Raw genomic sequence first — 2244 nt, 5'->3', positions numbered from 1 at the left:
CACCGAATCCACCCCCAACTCCGCCTCCAGGTCCGTCCCCTCCTCGAACACCTCCGCCGGATACTCCAGCGCCGCCGCGTACACCCCCGCCAACTCCCGCACCAGCGCGCCCCGGTCGGGCGTGGGGCCCGCAGCGGACGCGTGGTCGTCGTAGGTGCGGCGGACGAAGTCGCGTACCTCGCCCGCGCGGCCGTGCCAGAACGCCGCGAAATCCGCCGCCGGGACGTCCGCGAGCAGGGCGGCGTGCAGCGGGTCAGCCCCGCCGGGCCGGTCGGCCTCCGGGATCGCGGAAGGTTTCGCGGACATCGCGGACATCGCGGACGGGATCGCGCCGAGGACGGCGAGGCGGTCGAGAGCGGTGAGCAGCGCGGCCGCACCCCCCGCCTCCGGCAGCAGCGTCGCCACAGCCGCCGCGGGCGGCTCGACGACCCGCCCGACGATCTTCGACAGCGCGTCCAGCGCCCCGCTCTCCACGAAGACGTCCACCCCGCTGCCGCTCACCTCCCGCACCGCGTCCGCGAACCGCACCCGGCGGGTGAAGTGCCCCGCGAGCACCTCCGTGAGGTCGTCGGTGTCCTCGTACGCGCGGCCGAGGATCGGCGAGTGGACGGCGACCTCCAGCGGGCGCTGCTTGACGTCCCGGATACGCGCGGCGAACGCCTCCGCCGCCGCGCCCAGCAGCGGGCTGTGGAAGGCGTACGGCGACTTCAGCCGCGCGAAGTCGATACGGAGCACCGCCGCCAGCCGCGCCACCGTGTCGAGCGTCGCCGCCCGCCCCGACAGCACGGTCTGCGCCGCGTGGTTCTCGACGGCCACCCCCGTCAGCGGGTCGCCCACCACGTCCACGAGCTGCTGCGCGCGCTCCGGGCCGGTGCTCAGCGCGGCCATGTACGCCGCCTCGCCCGGCCCCGCCTCGCGCAGCGCGAGCCCCCGGTGGCAGACGATCTGCGCCCCCTCCGCCACGCTGAACGCCCCCGCGGCGACCAGCGCGGCGATCTCCCCGAGGCTGTGCCCCACCAGCACGTCGGGCCGCAGGCCGCGCGCGTGCAGGACGGCGTACGTCGCGACGGACGCCGTGTAGATCGCGAGCTGCAGCGTGTCCGGCGCCTCCGCGAGCCACTGCGCGGGCTCGGGCGTGCGCGCCGCGAACAGCGCCTCTGCGGCGGGGCCGCCGAGCAGGGGGCGGGCGGCGTCCCCGATGTCGGTGAGGACCGGATTCACGACCGCCGGGAAGGCCTCACGGAGGTCGGCGAGGGCGCGCCCGTACAGCGCGCCCTGCCCCGGGAAGAGGGCGGCGATGGATGTTTTCGGCATGGTTCTGACGTCCCCCGTACTCGTTTCATTCGTGGTGGGGCTTTTCGCGTGGCCGGGCGGCGCGCAGAGGAATGCGTGGCCAATGGCTGGCGAAATATTTTTGCGCGGGAATCACGCGGAGAGGCGGGCTTTTGTTGCGGGCCCGTTAAATGAGGGGCTTTTCGTATCCGTCCTCAGCGTTCCCCTGCGCGGGGTGCGGTGTTACGCGCCCGGCGCGCCTGGCCTGCGCGGTGCGCCCGGCGTACGCGATGCGCCCGGCGTGCGCTGCGTACGCGGGTGGGCGCCCTCCGCCCTGGGCGTGCGGCTTGGGGCGCTGCGTTTTCTTCTGCTCAGCAGCAGGGCCCGGCTTGGTGCCGGGCGGGTGCTGAAATCGGCATACGGTGCCGCGCTCACGTTCTTTCCCCCGTATCGCTGTGTGCCGGGTCGACACAACGGCTCATACGCGTTCAGCGTAGGAAGGCATCTCGGAAAAAGTCAAGGCGGTCCGGAAATTCCCCCCCTTTACGCTCCGCGCCGCTTTTAGGGTTTTCCTATTTACCTCCCCCCGAGGGTGTCCCGGCGGTTCCCCGCACCGGGGCGGGGCTTGCGGTTGTTTTCGCGACCTTGCGGTGGGTGGGGGTTGCTCGCGCCGTTCTCCCCCAGGGCTTCGCCTGGGGGTGCCCCCACGCAGCCCCTGTTGTTGCCCGGCGGGGCATCGCGCACTCCGTGCGGTGGGTGGGGTCGGGGGCCACTCCGGGGGTACCTCCTCGGAATGCGCGTCTGACCTCTCCCCGAGCGTGACGGGGAGTCGATGCGCATTCCTGCGGGGGCACCCCCGGATCGTCCCCCTCCCGACGTTGCGTTGGCGGCTGCCCGCCGGTGGGGGCGGGGGTGGGTGGGGTGATCGTCCCCTTCCCCCGCCGTCTCGCCGGCGGCTGCCCGCCGGTGGGG

General features: G+C 73.5%; 1 protein-coding gene. It reads right to left on the bottom strand.

All coding sequences use genetic code 11. The features are described from left to right. On the bottom strand, positions 1 to 1314 hold a 1314-nt coding region (locus tag IH54_RS0138445; protein ID WP_031526159.1), incomplete at its 3' end, for an ACP S-malonyltransferase. Positions 1315 to 2244 lie beyond the last annotated feature (930 nt).

The sequence above is a fragment of the Streptomyces sp. NRRL F-5123 genome, from assembly GCF_000721495.1.
Classification (GTDB): domain Bacteria; phylum Actinomycetota; class Actinomycetes; order Streptomycetales; family Streptomycetaceae; genus Actinacidiphila.
Note: the sequence above shows the minus strand (reverse complement) of the source record. Positions and strands in the feature narration are given on the sequence as shown.